This is a genomic window from Bacillus sp. Au-Bac7 (assembly GCF_021341655.1).
Classification (GTDB): domain Bacteria; phylum Bacillota; class Bacilli; order Bacillales; family Cytobacillaceae; genus Niallia.
Genome location: NZ_JAJTTG010000021.1, coordinates 12,606 through 36,042, shown reverse-complemented (window position 1 = coordinate 36,042; position 23,437 = coordinate 12,606). Strand labels below are relative to the sequence as shown.

At 38.3% G+C, this 23,437-nt stretch carries 21 protein-coding genes and 1 tRNA gene; 21 read left to right on the top strand and 1 reads right to left on the bottom strand.

Annotated elements, in window-relative coordinates; genetic code table 11:
- Positions 1–163 precede the first annotated feature (163 nt).
- The 16 genes from glmU to LXM54_RS25425 all read left to right on the top strand — a co-directional run bounded on the left by glmU (position 164) and on the right by LXM54_RS25425 (position 16,401).
- Positions 164–1,534: a bifunctional UDP-N-acetylglucosamine diphosphorylase/glucosamine-1-phosphate N-acetyltransferase GlmU gene (gene glmU, locus LXM54_RS25500; RefSeq protein WP_192486462.1), complete on the top strand. Its 1,371-nt coding sequence runs from the start codon at positions 164–166 to the stop codon at positions 1,532–1,534.
- Between the two features lie 100 nt (positions 1,535–1,634).
- Entirely contained in the window at positions 1,635–2,591 is a 957-nt protein-coding gene (locus LXM54_RS25495; protein ID WP_192486463.1) for a ribose-phosphate diphosphokinase, read from the top strand.
- A gap of 176 nt (positions 2,592–2,767) precedes the next feature.
- The gene (locus tag LXM54_RS25490) at positions 2,768–3,406 is read left to right on the top strand and encodes a 50S ribosomal protein L25/general stress protein Ctc (protein ID WP_192486464.1); all 639 of its coding nucleotides are present in this window, start codon (positions 2,768–2,770) and stop codon (positions 3,404–3,406) included.
- 228 nt (positions 3,407–3,634) lie between these two features.
- Positions 3,635–4,198, top strand: a complete 564-nt coding sequence (gene pth, locus LXM54_RS25485; protein ID WP_192486465.1) for an aminoacyl-tRNA hydrolase — start codon at positions 3,635–3,637, stop codon at positions 4,196–4,198.
- A gap of 97 nt (positions 4,199–4,295) precedes the next feature.
- The gene (locus LXM54_RS25480) at positions 4,296–4,526 is read left to right on the top strand and encodes an anti-sigma-F factor Fin family protein (protein WP_192486466.1); all 231 of its coding nucleotides are present in this window, start codon (positions 4,296–4,298) and stop codon (positions 4,524–4,526) included.
- Between the two features lie 234 nt (positions 4,527–4,760).
- Positions 4,761–8,303 (top strand): transcription-repair coupling factor, encoded by a 3,543-nt coding sequence (gene mfd / locus LXM54_RS25475; RefSeq protein ID WP_233318802.1) that lies wholly within the window; start codon positions 4,761–4,763, stop codon positions 8,301–8,303.
- Between the two features lie 415 nt (positions 8,304–8,718).
- The gene (gene spoVT / locus LXM54_RS25470; RefSeq protein WP_192486470.1) at positions 8,719–9,255 is read left to right on the top strand and encodes a stage V sporulation protein T; all 537 of its coding nucleotides are present in this window, start codon (positions 8,719–8,721) and stop codon (positions 9,253–9,255) included.
- 130 nt (positions 9,256–9,385) lie between these two features.
- Positions 9,386–9,766, top strand: a complete 381-nt coding sequence (locus LXM54_RS25465; protein ID WP_233318800.1) for a GntR family transcriptional regulator — start codon at positions 9,386–9,388, stop codon at positions 9,764–9,766.
- Between the two features lie 2 nt (positions 9,767–9,768).
- Positions 9,769–10,869 (top strand): DUF1648 domain-containing protein, encoded by a 1,101-nt coding sequence (locus LXM54_RS25460; protein WP_233318798.1) that lies wholly within the window; start codon positions 9,769–9,771, stop codon positions 10,867–10,869.
- 125 nt (positions 10,870–10,994) lie between these two features.
- Positions 10,995–12,599 (top strand): putative polysaccharide biosynthesis protein, encoded by a 1,605-nt coding sequence (locus LXM54_RS25455; protein ID WP_233318797.1) that lies wholly within the window; start codon positions 10,995–10,997, stop codon positions 12,597–12,599.
- Between the two features lies 1 nt (position 12,600).
- Positions 12,601–14,073 (top strand): nucleoside triphosphate pyrophosphohydrolase, encoded by a 1,473-nt coding sequence (mazG, locus tag LXM54_RS25450; protein ID WP_233318794.1) that lies wholly within the window; start codon positions 12,601–12,603, stop codon positions 14,071–14,073.
- A gap of 13 nt (positions 14,074–14,086) precedes the next feature.
- On the top strand, positions 14,087–14,344 hold the full coding sequence (locus tag LXM54_RS25445) for an RNA-binding S4 domain-containing protein (RefSeq protein WP_233318792.1): 258 nt from the start codon (positions 14,087–14,089) through the stop codon (positions 14,342–14,344).
- Between the two features lie 142 nt (positions 14,345–14,486).
- The gene (yabP, locus tag LXM54_RS25440) at positions 14,487–14,789 is read left to right on the top strand and encodes a sporulation protein YabP (protein ID WP_233318790.1); all 303 of its coding nucleotides are present in this window, start codon (positions 14,487–14,489) and stop codon (positions 14,787–14,789) included.
- On the top strand, positions 14,786–15,412 hold the full coding sequence (gene yabQ / locus LXM54_RS25435) for a spore cortex biosynthesis protein YabQ (RefSeq protein WP_233318788.1): 627 nt from the start codon (positions 14,786–14,788) through the stop codon (positions 15,410–15,412). Before yabP ends, yabQ begins: the two co-directional genes overlap by 4 nt.
- A gap of 18 nt (positions 15,413–15,430) precedes the next feature.
- Positions 15,431–15,808, top strand: a complete 378-nt coding sequence (locus tag LXM54_RS25430; RefSeq protein ID WP_233318786.1) for an FtsB family cell division protein — start codon at positions 15,431–15,433, stop codon at positions 15,806–15,808.
- Positions 15,809–15,924: 116 nt separating this feature from the next.
- A complete protein-coding gene (locus LXM54_RS25425) occupies positions 15,925–16,401 on the top strand; it encodes a S1 domain-containing RNA-binding protein (protein WP_233318785.1) in 477 nt (158 codons plus the stop codon).
- 148 nt (positions 16,402–16,549) lie between these two features.
- On the opposite strand, the gene LXM54_RS25420 is transcribed toward LXM54_RS25425, so the two are convergent.
- Positions 16,550–16,623: transfer RNA gene (locus LXM54_RS25420), tRNA-Met, on the bottom strand.
- Between the two features lie 413 nt (positions 16,624–17,036).
- On the opposite strand from LXM54_RS25420, the gene spoIIE reads away from it, so the two are divergent.
- The 5 genes from spoIIE to hpt all read left to right on the top strand — a co-directional run bounded on the left by spoIIE (position 17,037) and on the right by hpt (position 23,413).
- A complete protein-coding gene (gene spoIIE / locus LXM54_RS25415; RefSeq protein ID WP_233318783.1) occupies positions 17,037–19,520 on the top strand; it encodes a stage II sporulation protein E in 2,484 nt (827 codons plus the stop codon).
- 78 nt (positions 19,521–19,598) lie between these two features.
- Complete coding sequence (locus tag LXM54_RS25410) at positions 19,599–20,336, top strand: vWA domain-containing protein (protein ID WP_233318781.1); 738 nt, start codon at positions 19,599–19,601, stop codon at positions 20,334–20,336.
- A complete protein-coding gene (locus tag LXM54_RS25405; protein WP_233318832.1) occupies positions 20,308–21,315 on the top strand; it encodes a protein kinase domain-containing protein in 1,008 nt (335 codons plus the stop codon). The genes LXM54_RS25410 and LXM54_RS25405 overlap by 29 nt, the downstream gene beginning before the upstream one ends.
- Positions 21,316–21,456: 141 nt before the next feature.
- Positions 21,457–22,842 (top strand): tRNA lysidine(34) synthetase TilS, encoded by a 1,386-nt coding sequence (gene tilS / locus LXM54_RS25400; RefSeq protein WP_233318779.1) that lies wholly within the window; start codon positions 21,457–21,459, stop codon positions 22,840–22,842.
- Between the two features lie 22 nt (positions 22,843–22,864).
- Positions 22,865–23,413, top strand: a complete 549-nt coding sequence (gene hpt / locus LXM54_RS25395; protein WP_233318777.1) for a hypoxanthine phosphoribosyltransferase — start codon at positions 22,865–22,867, stop codon at positions 23,411–23,413.
- Positions 23,414–23,437 lie beyond the last annotated feature (24 nt).

Below are 23,437 nucleotides of genomic sequence, written 5' to 3'. Positions count from 1 at the left end.
GCATCCGTAAGAAAAGTAAATAAAAAAATCATTGATGAGAAACCCTTATACACCTTATTATTTCAGCTGTTTTTCATATATTTGGATACAAACATTCCTTGAAATCATGCTGTAATTAGGATATATTTTTAATGGATAAAAAGGTTAAATTGGAGGCCCGTTAATGATAAATCGATACGCAGTGATTTTGGCCGCAGGACAAGGAACAAGAATGAAGTCTAAGCTATATAAAGTGCTTCATCCAGTTTGCGGCAAGCCGATGGTGCAGCATGTAGTCGATCAAGTATCAAAGCTTCAAATGGAGCGTATTGTAACTGTTATAGGCCACGGTTCGGATCAAGTTAAAGCACAGCTTGGAGATAAAATCAGTTATGCTTATCAGGCTGAACAGTTAGGAACTGCACACGCAGTTATGCAGGCTAAGGAGTTTCTTCAAGATAAAGAAGGAGTCACAGTCGTTGTTTGCGGCGATACACCTTTGATTACATCGGAGACGTTAGAGGCTCTTTGCAGTTATCATTTAGAAGTTTCCGCTAAAGCAACAGTATTGACTGCAGTTGCAGACGACCCGACAGGTTATGGACGGATTGTACGGAACGATATTGGTGAAGTTGAAAAAATTGTTGAACATAAAGATGCTTCGGATGACGAAAAGAAAATTGTCGAAATAAATACTGGTACGTACTGTTTTGATAATGCAGCTCTGTTTGAGGCATTGAATAATGTCACAAATGAAAATGCTCAAGGGGAGTACTATTTGCCTGATGTCATTGAGATTTTCAAAAAACAAGGTGAAATAGTATCTGCATATAAGACAGAGGACTTTAATGAGACGATTGGCGTGAATGACCGGATTGCATTGGCTGAAGCTGAAAGACTCCTTAAGAAACGTGTCAATGAAGCTCATATGCGCAATGGTGTCACGATTGTAGATCCATCAAATACTTATATCGGCACAGATGTTACGATTGGAAATGATACGGTCATCTTGCCAGGCACAATAATTTCAGGGCAAACAGCTATTGCTTCCGATTGTGTTATTGGACCAAATACGGAAATAAGCAATTGTGTTATTGGAGAAAATACTGAAATCAGGCAATCTGCTGCATTTGACAGCAAAATTGGTTCGAATGTAAATATTGGACCTTTCGCCCATATCCGTCCTGCCTCCGCTATAGGTGATGACGTGAAAATAGGTAATTTTGTTGAAATCAAAAAGGCGGAATTTGGGGACAGAAGCAAAGCTTCCCATTTAAGCTATATCGGTGATGCGACAGTTGGCAGTGATGTCAATATAGGCTGTGGTACGATAACAGTCAATTACGACGGCGAAAATAAGTTTTTGACAACCATAGAAGATGGTGCATTCATTGGCTGTAATTCCAATTTGATAGCACCAGTCAAAGTAGGCAAAGGAGCTTACGTTGCAGCTGGTTCTACTATTACAGATGATGTTCCAGCGGATGCGTTATCCATTGCACGGGCCCGACAAGTTAATAAAGATGAGTACGTGAAAAAGTCAAAGCAAGATTGAAAGAAGTAAAAAGTGGAATAAGAGGGAATTAATCCTGTCTTATTCCTTGCTGAAATTAGGACAAGCTATTAATTAGGAATAAAGCCAGTGGAGGTTCATCATGCTAGTTAAAAATACAGATCCAAACTTAAAGGTATTTACCTTAAATTCCAATCCGGCGTTGGCAGCGGAAATTGCCAAAACAATCGGCGTAGAACTAGGTAAGTGCTCTGTTACACGTTTCAGTGATGGAGAAATTCAAATCAATATTGAAGAGAGCATTCGTGGTTGTGATGTTTATATTATTCAATCAACAAGTTCTCCTGTAAATGAGCACATCATGGAGCTTCTTATCATGATTGATGCTTTAAAACGCGCTTCTGCTAAAACAATTAACTTGGTAATACCTTACTATGGTTATGCACGTCAAGATCGTAAAGCTCGTGCACGTGAACCAATTACAGCTAAGCTGGTAGCGAATCTGTTGGAAACTGCAGGAGCTACTCGTGTTATAACGTTAGACTTGCATGCACCGCAAATTCAAGGATTCTTCGATATTCCTATCGATCACTTGATGGGTGTGCCAATTTTAGGGGAATATTTCAGCAAAAGGGAATTCGACGGCGATATTGTCATCGTATCACCAGACCATGGCGGTGTAACAAGAGCTCGTAAGCTTGCAGAGCGTCTTAAAGCACCAATTGCTATCATTGATAAACGACGTCCTAAACCGAATGTGGCTGAAGTCATGAACATCGTCGGAAATATCGAAGGAAAAATTGCTATTCTTATTGACGACATCATTGACACTGCTGGCACAATTACTCTTGGAGCAAATGCTCTTGCTGAGAATGGAGCGAAGGAAGTGTACGCTTGCTGTACACACCCTGTTCTGTCTGGACCTGCCATGGAAAGAATTAAGAATTCCAAAATAAAAGAGCTTGTAGTTACAAACTCTATTGAGCTTCCAGAAGAAAAGCTTACAGATAACGTAATTCAACTTTCTGTAGCAGAATTGCTTGGAGAAGCAATAATCAGAGTTCATTCCGATCAGTCAGTAAGCTATCTTTTTGATTAAGAAATATGTCGCTCTCTGTTAAGGGGAGCGACTTATTTCTATTGGGATATTGGTCTTCTGTATTCTTTCACTCTTAGGAAAAAATTACCTAGTTACTAACTAGCATGTTTAAAATAGCTAGTTTTAGGGAATTTTTTATATATAGTGATTTGAATATAATGGAGGCGAATTTTATTATGAGTGCAACATTACAAGCAAAAAAGCGTACGGTTTCTAAGCATTCGGTGTTAACGGATTTAAGGACTAAAGGAGACATTCCAGGCGTGGTTTATGGTTCCAAAGTGGACAGCACATCTATTACGCTAAATGAAGCGAACTTTTTAAAAGTATTGAAGGATGTTGGACGCAATGGAGTTATTTCCTTGGATGTCGATGGTGATAAGCACAATGTTGTGCTGAACGAATATCATTCTGATCCGATTAAACGAACAATTCTACATGTTGACTTTTTAGCGGTTGATTTATCAAAAGAAATAACTGCAACAGTCAGAATCAATCTTACTGGCGAATCAAGCGGCGTAAAGGATGGCGGCGTTCTGCAGCAGGCGCTGCATGAAGTCGAAGTAACAGCAAAGCCTAACGATATTCCTGCTGCTATTGATATTGATATCAGCAGCCTGCAGGTTGGCGAAACGCTATCTATCTCTGATATTAAAGGATATGACAATCTGGAAATTAACCATGAGGCAGATGAAACCATTGCTTCCATACTTCCTCCAAGACAAGAGGAAGAAATAAGCACTGGTGAGCAGCAAGATGGTGGAATTCCAGAAAATGTAGAAGGCAGAGAAACGACTGTTGAGGAAACAGATTAATTTTTAGGTAATATGGACCTTTTGTATGTATTTAATGATTAAATGCTTAAAAAAGGAAGGTATGCATTAAATGGATGTAGAATATCAAATAGGATGGCAAGTTGTGCTTGTTCCTATTTGATATATACATACAAGCTGTGATAATCAATAATGGAGGCTTGGCCGATTGAGAAGTTATTGGCAAGCCTTCTTTTTCTGTATATAAACAAGAATAAAAGGGTGAATTTCATGAAATTGGTAGTAGGCTTGGGCAACCCAGGAAAGCAATACGAAAAAACAAGGCATAATATTGGCTTTGAAGTTATAGATTATATATCTAAAGAGTATGGAATCCCTTTGGATAAATCTAAATTCAAGGGACAATATGGCATCGGGATGATTAATGGAGAAAAGGCAGTACTGTTAAAGCCGCTGACGTACATGAACTTGTCTGGGGAATCCATCCGCCCAATCATGGACTATTATGATATTAAAACAGAGGATATCGTTGTAATATACGACGATTTAGATTTGCCTGTCGGCAAAATAAGATTGCGACAAAAAGGAAGCTCTGGCGGACATAATGGGATTAAATCGACGATTGCCCATACAGGCACTGAAAAATTTAATCGTATTCGTGTCGGAATTGACAGGCCCCAGAATGGGATGAAAGTGACAGATTATGTTTTAGGAAGATTTACGAAGGAAGAGCAAGAGGCTTTGGAAATCATTGTGAAGAAATGTTCTGATGCTTGTGAACAGTGGATGAAAGAACCATTCCTGCAAGTGATGAATATATATAATATCCAGTAAGCGTTTTAAGGCCGCTGTGCTTTTAGATTCTTAAGTATAACTTCCCTCCAAAAGGTAAATACTAGCACTAGTATAAAGCTTTAAGGAGGCCTGCTTTATGGCTATACATTATAATTGCCGTCATTGTGGAGTAAAGATAGGAAGTATTGAAGCGAAGTCTGTTGAAACTTCCCGGCTGGGCTTTGATATCTTGACAGAACAAGAAAGAGCAGAGATGATAAATTACAGCGGGTCAGGCGATATTCATATCAAGTCCATTTGTGAGGATTGCCAAGAATCATTAGCTAAAAATCCAGGTTATTATGAAACCGATTATTTGATTCATTAATGTTATGAAAGCATTTCATGGCGAAAGAAGCTTTGGAGCGATTCCAAAGCATTTTTCCGTTTGCTTGTTTACAGAATTTTGGAGACTTAATGTAATATAATATTATTGATCTAAACAAAAAAATTATAAATAGATAAACAGGCTTCAAGGGGCAGATAAAATGTATGATAGGTGTAATTTGTACGAAAAAACAAGATTGTTTTTTCATTTTTTAAGTAGGGAGGGAATCTTCTATTGTTAGGCCTAAAAAAATTATTCAATAAACAGGAAGACATTAAAAATGTCATGTCTGGTGTTGAGGCGGGGTTGAAGGAACAAATAGTTTCTGGTTTATCTAACTCTGCAAGAACACTATTTATGACTTCTATATATGAGCAAACAAAAAGACCAGTGGTTGTAGTAGCACCAAATCTGCTTCAGGCACAAAAACTTTATGATGATATAACTAATGTAGTGGACGAGAAGGAAGTATTCTTGTACCCTGCCAATGAGCTTATAGCTGCTGAAATTAGTATCTCCAGTCCAGAATTAAAGGCACAGCGGATTGAAGTGCTGAACCACTGGACAAATGATAAAACAGCTAAAGGGATACTGATTGTCCCTGTTGCGGGTTTGAGAAAGATGCTTCCACCAAAAAGTCTGTGGCAAGCACAGCAAATTGAACTTGAAGTCGGTAAGGATATTAATCTGGAAGAGCTCATCCAACGCTTTGTTACGACTGGATATGTACGAACAGATATGGTTTCTGCCCCTGGTGACTTCAGTTTAAGAGGGGGTATATTGGATATTTATCCTTTAACTGAGGAGTATCCCCTACGTATGGAATTGTTTGATACAGAAATTGATTCTATTCGAACATTCTCACTAGAAGACCAGCGTTCAAAAGAGAAGCTCTCTTCCATAACAATTGGTCCAGCAACAGAGGTTATTATTGATACAGTTGAGCTGGAGGCTTTTGCAGCAAAGGTCGAGACTGGCTTGGCAAAAAGTCTGAAAAAGATTAAAGATGAAAAGACGAAGACACTGCTTGCACAGAATATAGGACATGAGATTGAGCAGCTGAAAAATGGCCAGAAGCCGGAGCAGCTCTATAAATATTTATCTCTTCTATATCCTGATCATACAAGTTTGATAGACTATTTACCAAAAAATGGTCTGGTTTTTATTGATGAAATTAGTAGAGTTCAAGAAATGAACGATACATTGGAGAAGGAAGAGGCTGATTGGTATACTGGCCTGCTGAATGAAGGGGAAATCATTCATGACATGAAGCTTTCGCAAAATGTCCAAGATTTGCTTCATAAGGCTGTGCAGCCAATTGTTTATATGTCTTTATTCCTGCGCCATGTTCCGAATACGAATCCGCAGAATATCATTAATGTTACGTGTAAACAAATGCAAAGCTTCCACGGGCAAATGAATGTGCTTAAATCTGAGATGGATCGTTGGAAGAAGAATAAGTACTCTGTCCTTGTTTTAGCGAACAATCAGGAAAGGTTAGAGAAGCTAGAACAAGTGCTTCAAGATTATGATATTCAGGCAGATATTCAAACAGACAATGACAGGATTGCGACAGGCAAAATTCAGCTGCTGGAGGGAAGCCTTCAGTCTGGCTTTGAAATGCCATTATTAAAGCTTGCTGTTATTACTGAGGAAGAGCTGTTTAAGACTAAAGTGAAAAAATCATCTGCACGGAGGCAAAAGCTTTCTAATGCAGAAAGAATAAAGAGCTATTCTGAGTTGAAAATTGGCGATTATGTTGTGCATGTAAATCACGGGATTGGTAAGTACTTAGGAATTGAAACATTGCAAATCAATGGTATTCATAAAGATTACCTCCATTTACGCTATCAAGGCAGCGACAAGCTGTATGTTCCTGTTGATCAGATAGACTTAGTGCAAAAATATGTAGGGTCAGAGAGCAAAGAGCCAAAAATATATAAATTGGGCGGCAATGATTGGAAGAAGGTTAAGAAGAAGGTTGAATCATCTGTTCAGGACATTGCTGATGATCTTATTAAGCTATATGCAGAGCGGGAAGCAGCCGTCGGCTATGGTTTCTCTCCAGATGGAGAAATGCAGCGGGAATTTGAATCATCCTTTGCATACCAAGAGACAGAAGATCAGCTACGCTCTATCCATGAGATCAAAAAGGATATGGAAAGAGAACGTCCAATGGATAGACTGTTATGTGGAGATGTTGGCTATGGGAAAACGGAAGTTGCCATTCGTGCAGCCTTCAAAGCAATTGCAGATGGAAAGCAAGTCGCTTTTCTTGTGCCTACAACCATCTTAGCACAGCAGCATTATGAGACTTTGAGAGAGCGATTCCAGGATTATCCGATTGAAATAGGATTATTAAGCAGATTTAGGACAAGAAAGCAGCAGACAGACACTATTAAAGGGTTAAAAGCAGGCACCTTTGATATCGTTGTGGGAACACATCGTATTCTTTCAAAGGATATTACTTATCGTGATTTAGGTTTGCTGATTATTGATGAAGAACAGCGTTTTGGTGTTACGCATAAAGAAAAAATCAAGCAGCTAAAAACTAACGTAGATGTTCTGACATTAACAGCAACTCCTATTCCGAGAACGCTGCATATGTCAATGCTGGGTGTGCGCGACCTTTCTGTTATTGAGACACCGCCGGAGAACCGCTTCCCAATACAGACATATGTAATGGAATATAACGGAGCACTAGTGCGTGAAGCGATTGAAAGGGAATTGGCACGTAACGGGCAAATCTACTTCCTGTATAACCGGGTTGAAGATATTGAACGGAAAGCAGAGGAAATATCGATGCTTGTCCCAGATGCAAGGGTAACATATGCCCACGGGCAAATGACCGAAAATGAGCTGGAATCGGTTATGCTCAGCTTCCTAGAGGGAGAGTTTGATGTGTTGGTTAGCACAACCATCATTGAGACAGGTGTAGATATCCCGAATGTAAATACACTAATTGTTCAGGATGCTGATCGCATGGGTCTTTCCCAGCTTTACCAGCTGCGCGGACGTGTGGGACGCTCAAACCGGGTTGCCTATGCATACTTTACTTACCGCAAGGATAAAGTTCTCACAGAAGTAGCAGAAAAAAGGCTGCAGGCAATCAAGGAATTTACTGAACTTGGTTCAGGCTTCAAAATTGCCATGAGAGATTTGACGATAAGAGGAGCAGGTAATCTTCTCGGAGCACAGCAGCATGGATTTATTGATTCAGTCGGATTTGATTTGTATTCTCAAATGCTCAAGGATGCTATTGAAGAAAGAAAAGGTACATTTGATGAGCAGCAGAAACAGACAATTGATCTAGATCTGGATATTGATGCTTATATCCCAGACTTTTATATTAGTGATGGTCAGCAGAAGATTGAAATGTATAAGAGGTTCAGAGGGGTTGCGTCCTTTGATGAGCTTTCAGAGCTTCAGGATGAAATGGTCGACAGATTTGGAGATTATCCATCTGAGGTTGCTTATTTGTTCAAATTGACAGAAATGAAGCTGTATGGAAAAGCTGCTGGAGTAGAGCTTATTAAACAATCGAAAGAAGAAGTTCTGATTCTATTGTCTGAGCATGGCAGCAGTTTAATGGACGGACAGAAGATTTTCGAGAAGAGTTCGAAGTTTGGCCGTATGATTGGTTTAGGAATGGATGGCAAAAAATTAAAAATCGTCCTCCATGTAAAAGGAATTGAAACAGATAAGTGGCTAAATGCTTGTTATGAAATGGTAGAGGCATTGAGCACATTTAAAAAAGAGCCTCAAGAGGCAAGCTGAAAATATGATAACTGAAAACTGTTTGGAGAGGGCATCATGCTTGTATCCAAACAGTTTTTTTGTCTTATTATGCCTATGCGCAGGTTTATCTAATATGGACAGGGGTAAAGAAAACCAGAGATATAATTGCTAAAAGGCAGCTTTTTAATGGATTCCGCTTTTTTGTCAAAGCAATGCCAATGTTTATGTTTTGTTTTGGAAAAAATGTCTTTAGCCGCAACTGTAAATTTTGCAGAAAATGTCCCGTGTTACCTAAGATGGTAATATTCACATCGAAGAGAAAATTTTACGTAGTTAATGCATAGAACTTTCCATATGAAAGATACTAAGTTTAAATATGGTAGCATTTCATATTTTACAGAAGAAATACTTACCAATATTAAAAAATCATCTGATGAAAGTGAGGCAACATGAAATGAAAGCAACTGGAATTGTGCGTCGAATCGATGATTTGGGTCGTGTCGTTATCCCAAAAGAAATCAGAAGAACTTTACGTATCCGTGAAGGAGATCCACTGGAAATATTCGTAGATCGCGATGGGGAGGTAATTTTGAAGAAGTATTCTCCTATTAGCGAGCTAAGTGATTTTGCTAAAGAGTATGCAGAAGCTCTTTATGATAGCTTAGGAAACTCTGTATTAATTTGTGACAGGGATACCTATATCGCAGTTGCCGGTGGGTCGAAGAAGGAATATTTAAACAAGAATATCAGTGAAGTTATTGAGAAGGCAATGGAGGACAGAGGATCAGTCCTTATTACACAGCAAGAGCAAATTGCACTCGTAGATAACAATACAGAAACTGTTTCTGCCTATACCATCGGACCAATCATTGCAAATGGTGATCCAATTGGTGCAGTTATCATTTTTTCTAAAGAAGGTACTCTTGGCGAGGTAGAAAAGAAAGCAGTAGAAACTGCTGCTGGCTTTTTAGCTAGACAAATGGAATCCTAATCTTAATATTGTTAAGGGCAGCTATATTGGCTGCCTTTTTTGTTGTTTCTAAAAGAAAATCAGTGTCTTGTTATATGAAGTGTAGAACAAATCTGTTATAATAAAGGTATAACAAGTAAGGAGAATAAAAATGTATATTAAATTAGACCCTCAATCAGACTTCCCTATTTATTCGCAATTAATACATCAATTAATGGAGGGAATTTTAAAAGGGGAATTAAAGGAGGGAGACATGCTTCCTTCTGTAAGGTCCTTAGCAGCTGACCTAGGTATTAACATGCATACAGTTAATAAAAGCTATCATGAGCTCGAAAAGAGAGGGATTATTCAAATTATCCCGAAATCAGGGGCGATTGTAAGACTTCAACATGCGAATCCTGGGTCTGAGCATTATGAGCGGCTTGTTAGAGAAATGAAGCCAGTATTGCTTGAGGCAATGACATTAGGAATGGGGAAAGCAGAGATAAACGGTCTTGTAGAATTGCTGATCAATGAATATAAGGGGGAATAAACATGGAACAAGGAATATTTATAGTGTTAATGGTTTTTCAAACAGTGATGCAAAGTATTATCCCTGTTGTCATGAGAAAAACACATGTGTTTGGTGTGTATGTACCGGATGAGTATAAAGATGAAAAGAGGGTGCAGTTTTATAAAAAACTATATGTGATCAGTTACTCAGCCGGTTCACTGGCTATTATTGCTGGTTATGCAATATGGATGAATGAACTGAATCCAAGTGTTAGAGCAGCTTTAGGTATGGTGCTTCTATTATCTTCGATGCTTTGGGGACTAATCTTATATTTTTACTGCCATGGAAAGATGTCGGAGTTGAAGAAGCGTACAGGTTGGTCTGCCGCTTTAAAGGAAGTGAAGATTACAGACTTGAGCGTCAGAAAGCTCGACGAAATGCTGCCATGGTTTATAGTAGCTATGCCGATTCTTTTAACACTAGGTTTAAGTGTGCTTACCCTCACGCAATATACTCAAATACCAGACAGTATTCCAACCCACTGGGGAGCTAATGGTCAACCAGACAGTTTTACGGAAAAAAGCTATCTTTCCGTTCTTTCCCATCTGCTGCTCCTATTGGTTATGCAGTCCATGTTTGTTGCCATCCACGAATTTACTAGAAAATCGGGAATCAAGATTAGCGCTTCTAACAAATCTGGTTCTAAGACAAGGCAGCTGCTTATGAGAAAGTACAACAGCTGGTTTTTAGCGATCATCTCTTTAGTAATAACGGTATTGTTGTCCTTCCTGCAATTATCCATTATTTATCCCGGCATATTTGCCGAGACTCTAATGCTGTTATTCCCGTTAGCATTTCTAGCGGTAGTATTGATTGGGACTCTTGTATATGCAATTAAAGTAGGAAAGCTAAATGTGCAGCTTGAGGCATTGACAAAAGCTGACGTCACGAAGGAAGTTTCTGATTTTGACTCAGACTATCATTGGAAGGGAGGACTTTTCTATTTCAATAAAAATGATCCATCGTTGTTCGTAGAGAAAAGGTTCGGAATAGGCTGGAGCATCAACTTTGCACAACCGTTAGGATATGCCATCATTTTTGGACCTCTCATTCTTATTATAATTGTGACATCTTTTCTGTAACAGAAAAAAGGAAAATGCTTTTTGTATTTTCCTTTTTTTAGCATTTTTGATGTAGTGTGCAAAGGCAACTAGGGTGGAATTGTGCTATAATACAAGCGAAACAGAAGATGGAAGGGGCCTTGCTTGTGCCTAAACAATCAAATAATTGGTTCACAGGTGCTATCATCCTGACAGTTGGAGCGCTTGTCGTAAAAATATTGAGCGCTGTATACAGAATACCCTTTCAAAATATAGTCGGAGATACAGGTTTTTATATATATCAACAGGTTTATCCAATCTATGGTGTGGCAATAGCTTTAAGTACATATGGATTTCCCGTTGTTATATCTAAGCTATATACAGAAATGAAATCAAAGGGCGATGTAATTGGACTGGAAGGACTTATTCGTTCCTCCTTTTTGCTTTTATACTCCTTGGGAATAGGCTCATTCTTGTTCTTATTCTTTGGAGCAGAGTATTTGTCAGCTGCTATGGGTGATGAAGAGTTAGCTATTCTGATTAAAGTGATATCATTTGCCTTTTTATTCACACCTTTTGTTGCTACATCTAGGGGATTGCTCCAAGGAGAAGGCAACATGGTTCCAACTGCTTTTTCTCAAGTTGCTGAACAGTTGATGAGGGTAGGCACCATTCTTTTTTGCTCCGTTTATTTCATAAGCAAAGGCTATTCGTTATATGCGGTTGGAGCAGGTGCGATGCTTGGCTCTGTAACAGGAGGTTTGCTTTCCTTTTTAGTGTTGTTTTACTTTTATAAAAAGCATCACTCTCTGCGTAGTATCTCGTCTGTTCGCAAATTATGGAACAGTGATAATAGAAAAATTATAAAAAGAATCATATATGAAGGAATTACTATTTCAATAAGCAGTATGCTGCTCATCTTATTACAGCTTGCTGACTCTTTAACAATTTATACTCAGCTTCTTTCTGCTGGAATTAATGAAGAAGAGGCAAAGGTGCTTAAAGGAATATATGACAGAGGACAGCCGTTAATACAGCTTGGGACAGTCATTTCTACTTCAATGGCTTTAACATTAGTACCATTTATTACAGGTGAAAGAATGAAAAAGGAAAAGAGCATTTTAGCTGAAAAGGTAAGATTTTCACTAGTGGTCAGCCTTTTCTTTGGGTTTGGTGCCTCCGTTGGTCTGCTAAGCATGATTAGTGAAGTAAACAGCATGCTGTTCCAAAATGAACAAGGGTCCCAGGTACTAGCGGTTTTATGCTTTGTCATTCTGCTTAATGCAATGATTGTTACATGTACTGCAGTACTTCAAGGATTGGGTTCTACTCTTTTCCCAGCTGTTATTGTTTTATTTGGGTTTGTCATTAAGTATGTGTTAAACGGCCCGTTTGTTTCTGCGTTTGGAACGAGCGGAGCAGCCTATGCGACTAACTTAACACTGCTTATCATTCTTGTATTAATGGCTGTTAAATTATATATGCTATTGAAAGTGCCGCTTGTAAATAGCAAGCATATAGTCATTATTTTGTTTGCGGCTATATGTATGTACTTATCTGTTGAAGGGTATATTCTTCTGACAGATATATTTATGCAAAGAGAAGACAGCCGTTTGTTGTCCGCATTTCAATCTCTGACGGGAGTAGTGCTTGGAGGATTTGTTTATGTCTTCCTCGTTCTTAGAGGCAATGTATTTAAAGAGCAAGATTTGCTGGTATTGCCGTTCGGAAGGAAGTTAAGCTGGTTTTTACCTAAGAAAGGAAGAAAATAGCATGAGAAACATTGAAGTAATAGGACTAGGTGCAGGTGATATTGACCAGCTTCCGCTTGGTGTTTATAGAAGCTTAATGAATAATAAGCAAAAGGTTTATGTGCGTACGAAGGATCATCCTGTTCTTGCTGTACTTGAAGAAGAGGGCGGCGAATTTATTTATATGGATTATATATATGAGAAGCATGATCAATTTGACGCTGTTTATAGTGAAATCGTGGATGTTTTAATGGTAGAGGCAGAGAAAGAAGCTATCGTGTATGCAGTGCCAGGTCATCCTCTTGTAGCAGAAAAAACAGTTCAGCTCCTTATTGAAAAAAGTGAAAAGGGTGAGGTTAACTTAAAGATTGGCGGAGGTCAAAGCTTTTTAGATAATATCTTTCAAGCGTTGAAAATTGACCCTATCGATGGTTTTCAGCTACTGGATGGTACAGACTTGCGAAAAGATGAGTTGCAGTTCACGCAGCATCTTATCATTGGACAAGTGTATGATGCTTTTTCAGCATCTGAAGTTAAGCTTACCTTAATGGAAAAGCTTCCTTATGACTATCCTGTAGTGATTGTAACAGCTGCAGGCAGTGCGCAGGAGCGCATCAAGGAAATTGAGCTTCATGAATTGGATAGAGAGGTAGAGTTGAATAACTTAACATCGTTATATATTCCACCAGTGCAAGAGGAGCGAATGCTTTATAAACAGTTTGCAAAGTTGCAGCAGATTATTGCAACATTAAGAGGTCCCGAAGGATGTCCCTGGGATAAGGAACAGACCCACGAGTCGCTTAGAAAATATTTAATTGAAGAATCATTTGAACTTATTGAGGCAATCAATGAGGGTGATATCGATAATATAATAGAAGAACTCGGAGATGTATTGCTGCAGGTTATGCTTCATAGCCAAATAGGTGAAGATGAAGGCTATTTCTCCATTGATGATGTGATAGAAGGAATATCAGAAAAAATGGTGCGGAGACATCCTCATGTTTTTGGAAAAGAGAAGTTAGAAACAGTGGAAGATGTCTTGGATACATGGCAGCAAGCAAAAACTGCGGAAAAGCCAGAAAAGCAAGCTTCCTTGCTTGATGGGGTTTTAAGTAGCTCGCCTAATCTTTCCAGAGCTTATGATCTTCAAAGTAAAGCGGCAAAAGCTGGATTCGATTGGCCGGAAGTTGCAGAAGCTTGGGATAAAGTGAAAGAAGAAATGATAGAGTTCAGAGAAGAAGTAGAGAATGGGGCAAGTAAAGAAGAAATGGAAAAAGAATTTGGCGACATTCTGTTCTCGTTTGTAAATGTAGCTAGATATTACAAGATAGATCCAGAATTAGCTGTTTTCCGCACAAATCAAAAGTTCATCAGCCGTTTTCATTTTATTGAAGCAAAGGTTAAGGAATTGGGTAAGGAAGTGCAGGAGCTGCCATTAGAAATTTTAGATAGTTATTGGGAAGAAGCTAAACAGATGGAGAAAGAAAACAGATAAGGAGTGAATAGACATGCGATTAGATAAATTTTTAAAAATTTCCAGATTAATTAAAAGAAGAACATTGGCTAAAGAGGTTGCAGATCAAGGACGTATTCTTATAAACGGAATTCAGGCAAAAGCCAGCAGTAATGTTAAAGTGGGCGATGAACTGCAAGTCCGTTTTGGCCAAAAGCTAGTGACGGTCCAAATAGAAATACTGCAAGAATCTACAAAAAAAGAAGATGCGGCTAATATGTATAAAATCATTAAAGAAGAGACAGTATCCTAGTTTAACTAAAGGAATTACCGGGGAATAAAAGACAGAGTAACCAAGCGATCAATTTTTGGGAAAAGAGCTTGTTCTTTTTTCGACTCCCTCCTCATACACTTGTACAAATGATTGTACTTTTGTGATTGTGAGGGATAAGGATATGAACCAAAATTATGATTCCAATACTGCGAAAACGAGCAACATAGAGCATGATGTTATCATGAGAGGAAGAAGATTGCTTGACATTACAGGAGTTAAGCAAGTGGAAAGCTTTGATAATGAAGAGTTTTTGCTGGAGACAGTGATGGGTTTCTTATCTATTCGAGGACAAAACCTGCAAATGAAAAACCTGGATGTGGAAAAAGGGATTGTTTCTATTAAGGGCAAAGTGTTTGAATTGATTTATGTTGATGAACAAAGCGGAGAAAAAGCTAAGGGTTTCTTTAGCAAGATATTCCGATGACACTATCTACACAATTCATGACCATGCTGGCTATGGTTGGCATGGGTTTGTTTTTTGGGATAAGCTTAGATACGTATCAGTTCTTTTTGAAAAGAGCTGAAAGGAAAAGAACCATTGTCTTTTTCCATGACCTCCTTTTTTGGGTTTTGCAGGCTTTGTTAATATTTTATGTGCTATTTTTAGTGAACCAAGGTGAAATTAGAATCTATTTGGTACTAGCAGTGTTATTAGGTTTTGCAGCATACCAAGCCTTATTGAAATCAATTTATCTTTCGTTTTTGAAGCTTATTATTTCTGTTAGTGTCCGATTCTACCAGCTTACTGTCAAGTTAGTGGTAAATCTTATCTATAAACCTATAAAAACACTTCTCTTATTTATGGTTTCTGTGGTAATTTTCTTGTTAAAGGGACTTATGGCACTTGTCAACTTTATTATCAGGGTATTAAGATTTATTCTGAAGATAGTTTTGTTGCCGTTTAAATGGCTATTGTCCTTAATATGGCTGATTTTGCCGAAAAGGATTAAATTATTCGTCGAGAAATATTCTGGGAAATTGGCAGGATATTATACCATGATAAAGAAATATGTTAAGGAATGGATAAAAAATAGAAAAAAACAGTAAGGAAGGGAGGAGCAGAGTATGAGTGTATTAAAAAAACCAGATGTGACAAAATTACAAACAGAATATACAGTACAGCAAGAAGAACTGAGTATCAGTGCAGCAAGAAAAAAGAAGCTGTTGTTCCGAAGGTTAACTGCTTTCTCTATCTGTGCACTGGCTATCGGCTTTTTCATGATTTCAACACTCATATCCCAAAGCTCCACTTTGGAAGAAAAGGCTGCTGAAAAGGAAAAGCTTGATGGAAAGATCGCTATGTTGGAGAAGGAAGAAAAGCAGTTAAAGGAACAAATTGTGAAATTGAATGATGAAGATTATTTGGCCAAGCTTGCAAGGAAAGATTTGCTTCTTTCTGAAAAAGGGGAAATTATCTTCAGTATCCCAGATAAGAACGATTAAACAGGCGCTGATGGAAAATAATAAGGTCAACAGTTATATTGACACCCTTTTTTTTCATTTTGTATAATATAGTATAAGTATGATTTTTTATATCCTTAAGGAGGCAAAACTTTTTTATGTCAATCGAAGTAGGCAGCAAGTTACAAGGAAAGGTAACAGGAATTACTAATTTTGGTGCGTTTGTAGAACTCCCAGAAGGTGCAACTGGTCTTGTTCACATTAGTGAAGTCGCAGATAATTATGTAAAAGACATTAATGATCACTTAAAGGTCGGAGACGTAGTGGAAGTGAAAGTCATTAATGTGGAGAAAGATGGCAAGATTGGCCTGTCTATTAAAAAGGCAAAAGATAGACCGGAAAGACCAGAAAGACCAGAAAGATCCCATGATCGTGGGGAGCGCAGAGAGTCTAGAGGCGGCTACTCCAATAACGCATCAAGACCTCGCAATGCGAAATCGCATGATAACCGTGCTCCAAAGGAAAACTTTGAATCAAAGATGGCTCGTTTCCTAAAAGACAGTGAAGATCGGTTAGCTTCTCTTAAACGAAATACTGAGTCTAAACGCGGGGGAAGAGGCGCTAGACGAGGGTAACTTGCTGCTGAATTTTTTATAAAAAAGCAGGGTTTATCGTTCGTATATTCCCATAGCTTAAAGCAAGCCATAAGGGCTTGCTTTTTTTGTTTTTATTGTTAAAGAACAAAAAAGGACGATAGATTAATCTATCGTCCTTTTTAAAGGATAGCGGCGGAGGGGATCGAACCCCCGACCTCACGGGTATGAACCGTACGCTCTAGCCAGCTGAGCTACACCGCCATGTATGAAAGGCGCCTTAGGCACAAGATATATAATACAAACTTTTTCGATAAAAGTCAACTGCTTTTTTTTATGACAAAGTAAACATGGTGATTAATATAAAAAGTCGAAGCTGACACTCATTTTTTGACAAATAAAACAAGGCCTAGAAGATTACAGGAAAAGATAGGAGCAAGGTTATTCATGCAGTTAATGGTAAGCAAACACAGGCGCTGATTAGTTAATTATAATCTTTAGTCGAAAAGAGAAACAGGAATATGTCAGCTATAGCTTTAGCGAATTTTGTTTAAATGCAAGAAATTGCTTGAAAGAAGTCGAGCGAAATATATAGGCTTGTCCGCTCTTTTGACAAACTTTTACTATTACAACTCTTATAATTGTGTGCAACGATACCTGATAGGGAGTTGAGTTAAATGGAAAAAGTGGAAAGGGATATTATGGACGGTATTGCAGATGTAGACTTTGGCAAATCAAAAGAGGGATTTGGCGTTATATATCATAAATTCCATACGAAAGTAGAAAGCTTTTTTTTGGCCAAAGGCTATATACTTTTGGTTATTGGTTTTCTTTTGGGGAGAGCGCTAATTCTGGCTAAACTGACCCCGTTTGTCCTCCCTTTCTTTGCGGCGGTGTACTTAACGCGAAAGGATAAGGCGCCTTTAGCGCTAGTAGGCTTAATTGGAGGAGCTGCTACTCTTTCCTTAAGGGAGGCTTTTATTAGTTTTATACTCGCATTTTTATTCCTCATTATTTATAAACCTCTCAGTAAGTGGAGAAAAAATGAGAATAATAATAATTTTGTCCCTGTTCTTGTACTTTCAACTGTTTTGTTAGTTAGCTTAGGCGAGTCTTATATTATTTCGGGCGCAATTACAATGTATGGAGCGATGATGGCGCTTGTTGAAGCGAGTCTAGGATATATTCTTACTTTAATTTTTATGCAGAGTCTGCCATTATTGACTATCGGCAAAAGGAGACAAGCATTAAAAACAGAAGAAATCGTATGTCTCATTATTATGCTGGCTTCTGTTATGACGGGAACAATCGGGTGGAGTCTGTATGACTTGTCAATCGAACATATTATGTCACGCTACTTAGTGCTTTTATTTGCATTTATGGCAGGTGCAACAATTGGCTCGACAGTAGGGGTTGTAACTGGTCTTATATTTAGTCTGGCAAGCATTTCGAGTTTCTATCATATGAGCTTGCTTGCGTTCTCTGGTTTACTTGGCGGATTATTGAAGGAAGGCAGAAAGGTAGGTGTTGCATTAGGACTTTATATTGCAACACTATTAATCGGCATGTATGGAGAAGGTGGCGGTGTGCTGTCAGTTTCCCTTATGGAAACAACTGTCTCTGTTTTTCTATTTATGCTTACGCCATCTTTACTTACGTCACGGATAGCTAAGCATATTCCAGGTACTGCCGAATATTCGCAGGAGCAGCAACAATATATGAGGAAAATGCGTGACGTCACAGCTCAAAGAGTCTCCCAATTTTCCACAGTGTTTGAAGCACTTTCAAATAGTTTTTCTGCGAATAATATACAAAAAGATATAGACGATTCAGATAGAGAGCTTGATTATTTCTTAAGCAATGTGACAGAAAAAACATGTCAAACTTGCTTTAGAAAAGAAGCTTGCTGGGCAAGGAACTTTAATACAACTTATGACTATATGAAAGATATTATGACAGAAATGTCAGAGGCGGATGGTAGTATTTCATTAGGGTTATCACGAGAATGGGAGAAGCATTGTACAAGATCGAAAAAAGTAGTAGATGCGATTCATCAGGAATTAACACTGTATCAAGCAAACCAGAAACTTAAAAAGCAAGTTCAAGAAAGCAGAAAGCTAGTTGCAGACCAATTATTAGGTGTTTCAGAGGTGATGGGGGATTTTGCGAAAGAAATACAAAGAGAAAGAGAAAACCACCATAAACAGGAGGAATTAATACTTGAAGCTATCCAAGAATTTGGCATTCATATTGAGAATGTGGAAATTTACAGTCTAGAACAAGGAAATGTTGATATTGACATAACCATTCCATATAACACAGGATTCGGAGAGTGTGAAAAGCTTATAGCGCCAATGCTGTCAGATATTTTAAATGAAACAATCATTGTCAATAAAGAAGAGACTGGAGCTTATGGGAATGATTACAGCCATGCAACATTCCGTTCTGCAAAAGCATTTGTCGTTGAAACAGGTGTTGCTCATGCTGCAAAGGATGGTGGGTTTATCTCGGGAGACAGTTATTCAACGATCGAACTTGGATTAGGCAAATATGCTGTAGCAATAAGTGACGGGATGGGTAATGGAGAGCGGGCGCATATCGAAAGTGAGGAAACATTGCAGCTTCTCCAGAAAATACTTCAATCTGGAATTGAAGAACAGGTTGCGATCAAATCTATCAACTCTGTGCTGTCATTAAGAACAACTGATGAGGTATTTGCAACTCTAGATTTGGCGATGATTGATTTGCAAAATGCAAATGCTAAGTTTCTTAAAATTGGGTCCACACCAAGTTTTATAAAAAGGGGATCAAAAGTAATTAAAATACAAGCTAGCAACTTGCCGATGGGGATTGTTCAGGAATTTGATGTTGATGTGGTAAGTGAGCAATTAAAAGCAGGAGATTTATTGATCATGATGAGTGATGGGGTATTTGAGGGACCAAAGCATGTCGAAAACTTTGACTTGTGGATGAAGAGGAAAATCAAAGAGCTTAAAACAGAAAGTCCACAGGAGGTTGCTGACCTTATTATGGAAGAGGTTATCAGGTCTCGGTCTGGTCTAATTGAGGATGATATGACTGTGCTTGTAGCACAGATTAACCATAATATACCGAAATGGGCTTCTATCCCAATGAGAGGATTTCATCAAAAAGCAAACTAGTTCACTAAAATAGAGGTATAAATGCTCTCTTTTCCGTCGAAAATGGAACTAACTCATTAATAGATGGAGGGGAGAAATATGAAAACAGGTACAATAAAACAAATATTGCTTATAACAGACGGGTGTTCTAATCAGGGAAATGATCCAATTGCAATGGCTGCATTAGCGAACGAACAAGGAATTACTGTAAACGTAATCGGGGTAATGGAAAAGGATATTATTGATGATCGTGGTTTGAAAGAAATAGAGGAAATTGCCCTTTCAGGCGGAGGGGTGAGTCAGGTTGTATACGCTCAAGCTTTAGCGCAAACAGTTCAAATGGTAACAAAAAAAGCAATGACTCAAACATTGCAGGGCGTTGTCAACAAAGAGCTGCAGCAGATATTAGGAAAATCAAGCAGTGTGGAAGATTTACCACCGGAAAAACGGGGAGAAGTGATGGAGGTTGTCGATGAGCTCGGTGAAACAGTTGAGCTGGAGGTGCTTGTTTTAGTTGATACTAGTGCGAGTATGAAGCATAAGCTTCCTACAGTGAAAGAAGCTTTGATTGACTTGTCTTTGAGTTTGAATGCAAGATCAGGTGAAAACAGATATTCAGTATTTGTATTTCCCGGGAAAAAGAAAGATGTCGAAAAGTTGCTTGACTGGACTCCGCGGCTAGAATCATTAACAAATATTTTTTCTAGGCTTACAACTGGGGGTATTACACCTACTGGTCCGGCTTTAAAAGAAGCAATCCAATACTTTAAGCAAAAACGTTCATTAAGGAGTCTGATTAGACGTGACGATGATGAATTCTATGAAGAGTCCATTTAAGATTAATCGCGGAACAATAATCAAAGGGAAATGGCATCGGAAGGATTATACCATAATTAAAGAGCTTGGCTTTGGGGCAAATGGGACTGTGTTTCTCGCAGACTCTGCCCTTGGAAAGGTTGCTTTAAAGCTAAGTGATAATGGCATGTCGATTATTTCAGAGGTAAATGTATTAAAATCCTTTGCTAAGGTCCAAGGTTACAGCCTTGGACCTTCTTTAATAGATGTTGATGATTGGGTCACGACGAGTGGAACAGTATCTTTTTATGTTATGGAGTATATAAATGGACCTGATTTATTAACTTATATTGAAAATAAGGATAGTTCTTGGGTCAATGTATTAATGATACAGCTATTAAAGGATCTTCAAGTTCTACATGATAACAATTGGGTGTTCGGAGATTTAAAGCCGGAAAACTTAATTATAAATGGGCCTCCTACTAGAATAAGATGTATTGATGTAGGTGGTACTACTATTATAGGCAGAGCAATAAAAGAGTTCACAGAATTTTATGACCGCGGCTACTGGGGACTCGGATCAAGAAAGGCAGAGCCTTCTTATGATCTGTTTGCTGTCGCTATGATTATGATAAATATTTTTTATCCGAAGAGATTTAATAAGCTAGAAGGAGGACTTAAGCAGCTCCAAATGATGATTCAAAAGAAGCGGGAATTATTACCTTATGAACAGGTGCTAACAAAAGCGCTAACTGGTAGATACGGCAGTGCTAATGAGATGAGAGGCGAGCTGATTAAACTTTCTAGCGGCCAAGAAGCTAGGACAAATACAAGGACAAGCAACTCTGGCAAAACAAAGGCTCCATCTATAAAAAACAGAGGGGCTAGTCCAAAAAGAGCACAGGCACAGCAAAAAAAGATGGCCAAAAAGAAAAAAAGGACAGGTTATCTAGAATCTATTCTATTAATAGTAGTCATATCATTGCTTTATATTGTATATATTTATGGTCAATTGACTTAATATACGATAGGAAACATAAGGGAAAGCATTTGATGTAGCTTTCGCAAAAATGTTATTCTTACATAAGCAGACTGCATGCTTACATAAAAAGGTCATAACAGATTACTATGCAGAATAGTGATAAATTAAGGAAGTATTTTAATGTTGGAAGAAAAGGTAGTAGAGTATCTGAAAAAGAAGGAATTGTCGCTTAGCGGTGCGAGAGTGCTTGTTGGAGTGTCTGGTGGACCAGATTCCTTGGCACTGCTTCACTTCCTTTGGAGCAAAGAGTCAGCATGGAATATAAAGGTGATAGCGGCACATGTTGATCATATGTTCAGAGGGGAGGAATCATTAGAAGATGCAAAATTTGTAGAAGAATTTTGCAAGGGAAAATCCATTCCATTCATTTGGAAGCAAATCGATATGCCGGCTATTATAAAGCAAACCGGAAAAAATGGCCAGCTGGCTTCACGAGAATGCCGATATGCATTTTACAAAGAAATTATGGAAGAGAGCGGTATATCCCTTCTTGCCCTCGGTCATCATGCAGATGATCAGATTGAGACGATTTTAATGCGCTTGACGAGAGGAAGTAGTGCTAAGTCGAGAGCTGGAATTCCCTTCAGCCGCCCTTTTGGGCCGGGAAGATTATTTAGGCCATTTTTATGTTTAGAAAAGCAGGAAATAGAGGAATACTGTAATAGGCATATGCTTTTCCCTAGAAGAGATCCGAGCAATGATAAAGAAGTATACAGCAGGAACAGATTTCGAAAGCATGTTCTGCCATTCTTAAAGCAGGAAAATCCGAATGCCGCAGCCCATTTTCAGCGTTTTAGCGAGGAAGCGGAGGAGGACGAGGTCTTTTTATTGGCAGCAACGAAATCAGTTTGGAGTAAAGTGGTAAAGAGCCAGAGAGAAAATGAGATAACAGTTGATATTAACGCATTCCTCTCAATAGCTATTTCTTTACAAAGAAGATGTATTCATCTAATATTAAATTATCTCTATAAAGAGAAGATATCTTCCTTATCCGCATTACATACTAACCAAATTATTGCATTGTTTCAGAATCCTCATTCTTCCGGAAACATTGATCTCCCAGAAGGTTTGAAGGTAATTAAATCCTACCATTTGGCACACTTTCAATTAAATATTTCACCAAATGAACCCTTTTATCATGAATTTTTGAAATCGGGAGAGATATTATTACCAAATGGGCATTATATTAGGGTAGAATATACTAGCAGCATTCAAACTCCGATTGCAGATGCTATCCTTGTTGATCCTGAATCAATTACCTTTCCGCTTGTTATAAGGACAAGGAAAAACGGGGATAAGATACAAGTTAGAGGAATGAATGGGATGAAGAAAGTGAAGAAACTGTTCATCGATGCAAAGATTCCTCTGCAAGAGAGAGACGGTTGGCCAATCATTACAGATGGGAACGATAACATATTATGGGTTCCTGGGCTAAAAAAATCTGTTTTTTCTTTAAAGCAGGCGAATAGTGGTTATAATCTATTAATAACATATAAAAAGCAATGATCTTCTAGGGGGCACACAAGCAATGAAACATGATATCGAAAAAATATTGATTTCTGAAGATGAACTACAAGGCAAGATTAAGGACCTTGGTTTTCAATTAACAGAGGATTATAAGGATAAATTTCCTTTAGCTGTAGGAGTGCTTAAAGGAGCTATGCCATTTATGGCTGACCTTTTGAAACGCATGGATACATATCTAGAAATGGACTTTATGGATGTTTCTAGCTATGGAAACTCAACAGTATCTTCTGGTGAAGTGAAAATCTTAAAGGATTTGGATACTTCTGTAGAAGGAAGAGATATCCTCATTATTGAAGACATAATTGACAGCGGCTTAACATTAAGCTACCTTGTTGAGCTATTCCGTTACCGCAAAGCAAAATCCATCAAGATTGTGACGCTGCTTGATAAGCCTTCTGGAAGGAAAGTAGATTTACAAGCTGATTACATTGGATTTATCGTTCCAGATGAATTTGTTGTAGGTTATGGACTTGATTATGCTGAAAGATACCGTAATTTGCCTTACATTGGTGTTTTAAAACCAGAAGTTTATACTAACAATAACGAGTAATTGGAGTGACAGGGAAGTTTTGTG

Excerpts from the sequence above, each read along its gene's own strand:
- LXM54_RS25425 (WP_233318785.1), top strand. The coding sequence starts at position 15,925 with ATGTCAATCGAAGTAGGCAGCAAGTTACAAGGAAAGGTAACAGGAATT.
- hpt (WP_233318777.1), top strand. The coding sequence starts at position 22,865 with ATGAAACATGATATCGAAAAAATATTGATTTCTGAAGATGAACTACAA.
- spoVT (WP_192486470.1), top strand. The coding sequence starts at position 8,719 with ATGAAAGCAACTGGAATTGTGCGTCGAATCGATGATTTGGGTCGTGTC.
- LXM54_RS25460 (WP_233318798.1), top strand. The coding sequence starts at position 9,769 with ATGGAACAAGGAATATTTATAGTGTTAATGGTTTTTCAAACAGTGATG.
- tilS (WP_233318779.1), top strand. The coding sequence starts at position 21,457 with ATGTTGGAAGAAAAGGTAGTAGAGTATCTGAAAAAGAAGGAATTGTCG.
- mazG (WP_233318794.1), top strand. The coding sequence starts at position 12,601 with ATGAGAAACATTGAAGTAATAGGACTAGGTGCAGGTGATATTGACCAG.
- yabP (WP_233318790.1), top strand. The coding sequence starts at position 14,487 with ATGAACCAAAATTATGATTCCAATACTGCGAAAACGAGCAACATAGAG.
- spoIIE (WP_233318783.1), top strand. The coding sequence starts at position 17,037 with ATGGAAAAAGTGGAAAGGGATATTATGGACGGTATTGCAGATGTAGAC.
- LXM54_RS25490 (WP_192486464.1), top strand. The coding sequence starts at position 2,768 with ATGAGTGCAACATTACAAGCAAAAAAGCGTACGGTTTCTAAGCATTCG.
- LXM54_RS25480 (WP_192486466.1), top strand. The coding sequence starts at position 4,296 with ATGGCTATACATTATAATTGCCGTCATTGTGGAGTAAAGATAGGAAGT.
- LXM54_RS25410 (WP_233318781.1), top strand. The coding sequence starts at position 19,599 with ATGAAAACAGGTACAATAAAACAAATATTGCTTATAACAGACGGGTGT.
- LXM54_RS25465 (WP_233318800.1), top strand. The coding sequence starts at position 9,386 with ATGTATATTAAATTAGACCCTCAATCAGACTTCCCTATTTATTCGCAA.
- pth (WP_192486465.1), top strand. The coding sequence starts at position 3,635 with ATGAAATTGGTAGTAGGCTTGGGCAACCCAGGAAAGCAATACGAAAAA.
- LXM54_RS25405 (WP_233318832.1), top strand. The coding sequence starts at position 20,308 with ATGATGAATTCTATGAAGAGTCCATTTAAGATTAATCGCGGAACAATA.
- yabQ (WP_233318788.1), top strand. The coding sequence starts at position 14,786 with ATGACACTATCTACACAATTCATGACCATGCTGGCTATGGTTGGCATG.
- LXM54_RS25445 (WP_233318792.1), top strand. The coding sequence starts at position 14,087 with ATGCGATTAGATAAATTTTTAAAAATTTCCAGATTAATTAAAAGAAGA.
- LXM54_RS25495 (WP_192486463.1), top strand. The coding sequence starts at position 1,635 with ATGCTAGTTAAAAATACAGATCCAAACTTAAAGGTATTTACCTTAAAT.
- glmU (WP_192486462.1), top strand. The coding sequence starts at position 164 with ATGATAAATCGATACGCAGTGATTTTGGCCGCAGGACAAGGAACAAGA.
- LXM54_RS25430 (WP_233318786.1), top strand. The coding sequence starts at position 15,431 with ATGAGTGTATTAAAAAAACCAGATGTGACAAAATTACAAACAGAATAT.